Source organism: Fluviicola sp., from assembly GCF_030151805.1.
GTDB lineage: Bacteria > Bacteroidota > Bacteroidia > Flavobacteriales_D > Crocinitomicaceae > Fluviicola.
The window spans coordinates 1-6981 of the sequence record NZ_JASLCN010000326.1; the positions used below are offsets into that span (position 1 = coordinate 1).

Below are 6981 nucleotides of genomic sequence, written 5' to 3' on the forward strand. Positions count from 1 at the left end.
CAATGATTTCGTAGATAAAAAAGACCTGCTGGAGGAAGGTGATATCGTTTACCTTGAACCGAAAAGAAACAGAGCCAGAAGTAAAGGCGCAACATTTGTTGCCAAAAAAGACATCACATTGATCGAGATTTCTCAGGCGGAAGGAATCAAGTTGAAGAAATTAGTGAAAATGAACGGATATACCTCCGGAAAAGTCATTGTCCAGAAAGGACAAAAGGTCCTTCTTCGTTAGTTTAAGCGGCGTTGAAGTTTATTGTTGTTGTTTGTGAAAGGTTGTGTTATGCAACCTTTTTTTATTTTAGGATTTCAACCACTAAAATCTCAATCGTATTGCATTTAGAGAAGATAGCTTGCTAAAATGTTTTAAAAAAACATCTAGGATTGAAAGATTTTGTTAAATTTGAGAAACTCCTTTATTATGAAACCCTCAAACGAACTGTATAAGCTTATTAAGTCGTTGACTAAATCTGAAAAACGTTTTTTTAAGCTTTCATCTGCTCTCCAATCAGGTGAAAAAAATTACCTGAAAATTTTTGATTTTATTGAAAAACAAGGCGCTTACAAAGAAGAGGACCTGAAAGATTTTTTCCAAAACGAAACATTTGTAAAACATTTACCCTCTGAAAAGAATCATCTTTACCGTTTGATTCTGAAAAGCCTCCGTGTTTATTATTCCGAACAATCTGCCTCCAGTATTTTGAAGCAGGAATTGAAGAATGTGGAAATTCTATATAATAAAGCGCTGTATAAAGAATGTGAGAAATTTGTTCAGCGGGCAAAGAGCCTGGCAATTGAACACGAAGAATTCTATTATTGGTATGAATTAATTTCCTGGGAGAAAAAACTACTTGAAGCGGCTTACGAAGACGGCGAGTTTTCCAGAAACCTGGATGATATTATTGCTGAGGAAGAAGAAGTGATTGCAAAATTGCGGAACCTGGCAGAGTATCAGGTAATTTATTCCAAAATCAATCTGATCTTCCGCGCTGGAGGATTTACCCGAAACGAGGAAGAACGTAAGATTGTAGATGATATTGCTGATTATCATTTGATTAAAGGCAAAAACACGGCGCTTTCCACACGGGCTTCGTCGATGTGTTATTATATCAAAGGATTGTGTGCAGCTACGAACCGGAATTATGAAGACAGTTTTCAATTCTTTAACCGCACAAAAGACATCCTGGATAACAATCCATTGATCAAGGAAGATTTGGGGCAGCGCTATATTCTGACGTTATCTCACCTTTTGAGATGTTACATCGATAACAAACAGTTTAAAGAAGCTGCAAATATTATCCATGAAATCCGTGCGCTGGAAGGAAAGAAAGGATTCAATTCGATGGATTTATCTCTGCGAATCTTCACGATTTCTTACAACGGGGAATTTGCATTGAATCATGCAACCGGAAATTTCGAAGCGTCAGCGAAACTGGCAGATGAAGTACGTGCAAGACTTCGCGATCTGGACGATAAAGTTTCGAAAGAACAAAACATTTTGTTCAGCTACAATCAGGCATATACCTATTTCGGAATAGGAGATTACAAAAAAGCTTTGTCTACCCTGAATGAAGTTTTGAATGATAATGAACAGCGTTTAAGACAGGATATTTACAGTTTTGCCCGGATTTTCAACCTGATTATTCATCTGGAACTGGAAAATTATGATTTCCTGGAGTATGTCATTAAATCCACGAATCGTTATTTGAGCAAGCATGACCGCGATTACGAAATTGAAAACGTCGTGATCAAGCATCTGAGAAAACTGGCTAAAAGCATGAATGTTACGCAGCGAAATGAAATCCTGTCCAAAATGAAAACCGAAGTAACGGAATTAATGAAGGATCAGCAGGAACGCGTTATCCTGGATTATTTCCATCTGCCTGCGTGGATCGACTCAAAATTAGATAAGATCGACTTTTCGAAATCAATCAAGAATTACAATCATTTGTAATCAAACTTGTACTGAAGTCCGACATTGAAAGTCGTATTGATAATATTCATTTCGGTACGGCTTTCATAAAATGCTTTGTAAACGCTGCTTTGCATCAGGTATCTTACCGATAAATCCAGGTAAACACGATTTACTCTGAATCCGATTCCACCGCTGATTGTTTGATTGTAATTCTTTCCATAACTGCGCGCCAGCGTATCTCCTTTAGGATAATAACCATATCCTCCACGAATAAAGAATGTGTTGTTGATGGCCCATTCGCCGCCGATACGAATGTTTAATGCATCGACTAATTGAGCTTTGATCACGCTGTTTTCTGCGGCATAATCGTAACTCGCATAAGCTCCGTCTGTTGTAGATTTCAAACGCGCCCAGCCATAATTCAGGTATTCCAGATCAATGTTGATACACCCGTTATCCTGGAATACCAATCCAACGGAACCAACAAACTTGGTCGGTGTCCAGATTCTGTATTTGTACCTGTCAGCCGGAACAAAACTCGGGTCTACTTTTTTCATGCCATCGTTGTGCAGGGCTTCCATATTTGCCGTGTACTGATCCGTTAATTGATAAAAAGTAGGTGTGTGAATGGCAATTCCCAATCTCAAATATTCTGTAGGTAAAAAGATCGCCCCGAATTTGGCGTTCAAACCACCACCTTTGGTTTTGTAATCGTATTGATAAACGAAAGATCTCAAACTAACGCCGGTTGTATCTGTTAATGTTTCCTTGTGAACGTACGTTTCTGAGAAATTAAGCGTATTGTAGGAAACGGATCCTCCAAAGTAGATTTTATCGAGATAATTGGCGCTGACTGCAAGGTAGTACTCATTGATTCCGCCTTTATTGAAAACAGTCCGGTTATGTGTTACATTTCCGGAATTCAGCCTCGGATAATAATTGTTGTTTGCATCCGGATCAATCGCATAAGTTTGGTATGCAAGCGAAGAAGTGTAAGGTAGGTTGCTGTATAAATTACTCGGATCTATTCCATTTGCGCTGGAAGCAAAGACATCCAGTAAGGACTCAAATTGATCGCCGTGGTAATTGAATGAGTTATTGAAATTGGCAACTCTGTTTATTCCCAGGCTGATTTGAGTATAGATCAAGCCTGAATTGGAACTTGAAACGTCACTTACAATTGTTCCGGCGATATTGGGAACCCGCATCTTAAAAGCATCCATGACCGATGTTCCGGTTGAAACAGGATCACCATTTCCTCTGAAGTGCGAAGTGGTTTTGACACTGGTTCCGTTCAATCCAAACGAAAAAGAACTGACCGAAGATCTTCCGAACCCGGCAGGATTGATTCCGATGCAGCCACTTTCTGCTCCAAGAGCTCCGAATGAACCGCCCATTGCGTCGAAACGCGCTGAACCCTGAACATAAGTATTTGACAATCTGTAAGCATCTACTTCATTTTGTCCGAACGCAAAAAAGGCTCCGGTAAAAACTGAAGCCAAAAGGGTTTTGTTTATCATTTAAGTTCGTTTATCGTCTACCACCGGTTCTTACTCCTCCTCCTGTACTTGGCGTTACGCCGCCACCGCCGGAACCACCTCCGCTTCTGATCACAGGAGTGTTTGTTCTTGCAGGGAAATTATTAACAGGATTATTAATTGTTCTTGTATTGGAATTCTGATTGGTATTCATGTTCGGATTAGGAGATCGCTGATAGTCACCGCGAGTTGGTGAAATCGAAGGCCGCTCGGAAGTTGTTGGTCGCGCAATTGTAGCTCTGTTCATTGGAGCAGGAGCAGCTGTGGAGATTCGTCCGTTGTTTACAACAGGTGAAATGTTTCCGTCATTGATGCGTATTGCCGGGTTTCTTCCGACTCCGTTGTAAGGAGTTGCAGCTGGGATTCCTGAATTCGGATTAATCATCATTTTATGAGGGTAATTGATGATTTCTCCGTTTGAAGATGATCCCATTCTTCCACCGGAAGTTCCTGCATGTGCATTTGAAAGGTTTCCGCCTGTATTCGGCTTTCCTTTTTGCGTATAGGTATATCCGCCTCCGTAGTAATTTCCTCCGCCATAGTAGCCGCCACCGTAATAACCTCCTCCGTAATTGTTGTAATAAGGGGCATTCCAGTAGGGGTTATATCCGTAAGGATTGTAGCCACCACCGTAGTAACCGCCATAAGGATTATATCCGTACGGGTTGTAATTGTAATAATTCCCAAAGCCAATAGATGCGTAATAACCATTCCCGAATCCGGAGTAGTGATTTGGATATCCGTAACCAATGTAACTCAACCCGGGAGTCATCGCATAAGGAGAATACCCGTAGTACATAAACTGGGAATAATAGAAAAAGTCGCGGTAATCACGCGGAGAAACATAAGTTGTTCTTTCCGGTGGAGTTTCGGTTTGCTCTTTCTTGGCAACAAAAGTGGCATAATCTGTCACATCATTCAGATCCGTTCCCGGAGGCATCACCGGAGTACGGGTATTGTAAACGTCATCCTGCATGAAGTGCTCGGAAGTTCCGCAACTTACAAGAGAAGCAGTAACTCCGACATAGATCCCGATTTTCAATACTTTTTTCATGATGAGAAAGATTAAATGGTTCTTTAAAGATAGCTGATTTATTTATAATTTTACGGTTTTATTCGTAAAATTTAACATACTCAAAAATGTCACAGAAGTACGCTACTCGCGCCGAAGATTATTCAAAGTGGTATAATGATTTAATTTCCAGAGCTGATCTTGCAGAACACTCGGATGTTAAAGGAATGATGGTGATTAAGCCCTATGGTTATGCTATTTGGGAAAACATGCGGGATATCCTGGATGCAAAGTTCAAAGAAACTGGTCACCAAAATGCGTACTTCCCCTTATTAATCCCCAAAAGCTACCTGAGTAAAGAAGCGTCTCACGTGGACGGATTTGCGAAAGAATGTGCTGTTGTAACGCATTACCGTTTGAAAAATGATCCGAACGGAGGAGGTGTAATTGTTGATCCGGATGCAAAGCTGGAGGAGGAATTGATTGTTCGTCCGACTTCTGAAACAATCATCTGGAATTCATATAAGAAATGGATTCAATCTTACCGTGATTTGCCGATTTTGATTAATCAATGGGCAAACGTGGTTCGTTGGGAAATGAAAACAAGATTGTTCTTGCGTACATCCGAGTTTTTGTGGCAGGAAGGGCATACGGCTCATGCTACAAAAGAAGAGGCGATCAGTGAAACGGAACAAATGCTGGATGTTTATGCGGAGTTTGCTGAGAAATACATGGCAATGCCGGTGATTAAAGGTCATAAAACGGAAAGTGAACGTTTTGCAGGTGCGGATGATACGTATTGTATCGAAGCAATGATGCAGGATGGAAAAGCACTTCAGGCCGGAACTTCCCATTTCCTAGGGCAGAATTTTGCGAAAGCATTTGAAGTGAAATTCAGTGATGCCCAGGGGAAACAGGAGTATGTTTGGGCAACTTCATGGGGTGTTTCAACCCGTTTGATGGGGGCTTTGATTATGACACATTCGGATGATGAAGGATTGGTTGTTCCTCCTGCATTGGCACCGATTCAGGTCGTGATCGTTCCGATTTACAGAACAGAAGAAGAGCTTCAGGCGATCAACGATGCAGTTGCTAAAATTTCAGCAGAATTGAAAGGCCTGAGCATCAAAGTGAAATATGATTCTGACGATCAAAAACGTCCGGGATGGAAATTTGCTGAATACGAAGCAAAAGGAGTTCCGGTTCGTATTGCAATCGGTCCGAGAGATTTGGCAAATGGAGTAGTGGAGATTGCACGTCGTGATACGAAGGAGAAATATGCGATGAATATTGACAATATCGGCAACTCAATTGTGGAATTGCTTTCAGATATCCAGAGCAATTTGCTTCAAAGAGCTCAGCAGTTCAGAAAAGAAAACATGCATGTGGTAGATACGTACGAAGAATTCAAAACGCAGCTTGAAAAAGTGGGTGGATTCTACCTGGCGCACTGGGACGGAACGAAAGAAACCGAAGCAAAGATTAAAGAAGAAACAAAAGCAACCATTCGCTGTATTCCTATTGACATTCCTTCCGAAGCGGGAGTTTGTATGGTTACAGGAGCTCCGTCAAAAGGGCGGGTGGTATTTGCAAAAGCATACTAACTTTAATTGAAAATGTAGCACTTAAAATTGAAAAGGGAGATTGTTTATTTTAGCTGATCTCCCTTTTTTAATTTTCCATTTTCAATTATCAATTCAAAATTTATGGAAGAAGCACGGAAAATTATACAGACCATTCTGGAGCAAAAAGCGGGTTTGAAGCAAGATATCTTTCAGGATACAAAGAACCACTTTGAACGCTTCAAAAAGCAATTACTGGAGGAGATCGGTTCTTTGAGGTCTCTGGTTGAAGACAGCAGGATCCGGTTGCACGTAGAGTACAAAGGAGAGTTTCAGGTGCAGGTTTTCGTAGGAAGTGATGTTTTGATCTTTCAGATGCACACAAACGTCTTTAAATTGCCTGATGAGCATCCTTTATGGCAAACAGATTACCTGAAGGAAGATAAAACACGTGGTTATTTCGGAATCATCAACATCTACAATTTTCTTGCAGAGTCCTATCTGAAGAACCGGATGAACGATTTAGGCTACCTGATCGGGCGTGTGTTTATCAACAAGGATGAACATTTCATGGTGGAAGGAAAAGGTCAATTAGGCTTTTTATTTCGCGATTTGACGAATTCTGTGTTGACTGATTCGATCCTGACACACATTATTCAGGTGTCAATTGCCTATGCTTTGGAGTTCGATTTATTGACTCCGCCATATGAAATCGTTTCAAAAGTGACCGTTTTCCAAATGCATGAGATCGAAGCGAACAGTCAATTGTCAACAGGTAAAAGGCTGGGTTTCAAATTTGAAGCGGAAGACACTGATATTTTTTAGAAAAAAAAGCGCGGAAAGTGTTGCATACAGGAAAAATCTAGCTATATTTGCACTCCGAAATTCAAAAACGGCCCATTCGTCTAGTGGTTAGGACGCCAGGTTTTCATCCTGGAAACAGGAGTTCGATTCTCC

Annotated in this window: 6 protein-coding genes; 4 read left to right on the forward strand and 2 right to left on the reverse strand. The window is 40.8% G+C overall.

Annotated features, from left to right (window positions below):
* Both Q1V93_RS12365 and Q1V93_RS12370 read left to right on the forward strand, forming a co-directional pair.
* Window positions 1–232, forward strand: a 232-nt coding sequence (locus tag Q1V93_RS12365; protein ID WP_300665138.1) for a hypothetical protein, incomplete at its 5' end; no start/stop codon positions are given.
* Between the two features lie 186 nt (window positions 233–418).
* Window positions 419–1951: a hypothetical protein gene (locus Q1V93_RS12370; RefSeq protein ID WP_300665139.1), complete on the forward strand. Its 1533-nt coding sequence runs from the start codon at window positions 419–421 to the stop codon at window positions 1949–1951.
* Here Q1V93_RS12370 and Q1V93_RS12375 read toward each other — a convergent pair.
* The gene (locus Q1V93_RS12375; protein ID WP_300665142.1) at window positions 1942–3432 is read right to left on the reverse strand and encodes a hypothetical protein; all 1491 of its coding nucleotides are present in this window, start codon (window positions 3430–3432) and stop codon (window positions 1942–1944) included. The genes Q1V93_RS12370 and Q1V93_RS12375 overlap by 10 nt on opposite strands.
* 10 nt (window positions 3433–3442) lie before the next feature.
* Window positions 3443–4504 (reverse strand): hypothetical protein, encoded by a 1062-nt coding sequence (locus Q1V93_RS12380; RefSeq protein ID WP_300665144.1) that lies wholly within the window; start codon window positions 4502–4504, stop codon window positions 3443–3445.
* Between the two features lie 86 nt (window positions 4505–4590).
* On the opposite strand from Q1V93_RS12380, the gene proS reads away from it, so the two are divergent.
* Together proS and Q1V93_RS12390 are read left to right on the forward strand one after the other, a co-directional pair.
* The gene (gene proS / locus Q1V93_RS12385; RefSeq protein WP_300665146.1) at window positions 4591–6066 is read left to right on the forward strand and encodes a proline--tRNA ligase; all 1476 of its coding nucleotides are present in this window, start codon (window positions 4591–4593) and stop codon (window positions 6064–6066) included.
* A gap of 102 nt (window positions 6067–6168) precedes the next feature.
* Window positions 6169–6849: a hypothetical protein gene (locus tag Q1V93_RS12390; RefSeq protein ID WP_300665148.1), complete on the forward strand. Its 681-nt coding sequence runs from the start codon at window positions 6169–6171 to the stop codon at window positions 6847–6849.
* Window positions 6850–6981 lie beyond the last annotated feature (132 nt).

Bases quoted from the DNA above. Each gene is read 5' to 3' on its own strand.
- Q1V93_RS12370 (WP_300665139.1), top strand. From the start codon at position 419: ATGAAACCCTCAAACGAACTGTATAAGCTTATTAAGTCGTTGACTAAA.
- Q1V93_RS12375 (WP_300665142.1), bottom strand. From the start codon at position 3,432: ATGATAAACAAAACCCTTTTGGCTTCAGTTTTTACCGGAGCCTTTTTT.
- Q1V93_RS12380 (WP_300665144.1), bottom strand. From the start codon at position 4,504: ATGAAAAAAGTATTGAAAATCGGGATCTATGTCGGAGTTACTGCTTCT.
- proS (WP_300665146.1), top strand. From the start codon at position 4,591: ATGTCACAGAAGTACGCTACTCGCGCCGAAGATTATTCAAAGTGGTAT.
- Q1V93_RS12390 (WP_300665148.1), top strand. From the start codon at position 6,169: ATGGAAGAAGCACGGAAAATTATACAGACCATTCTGGAGCAAAAAGCG.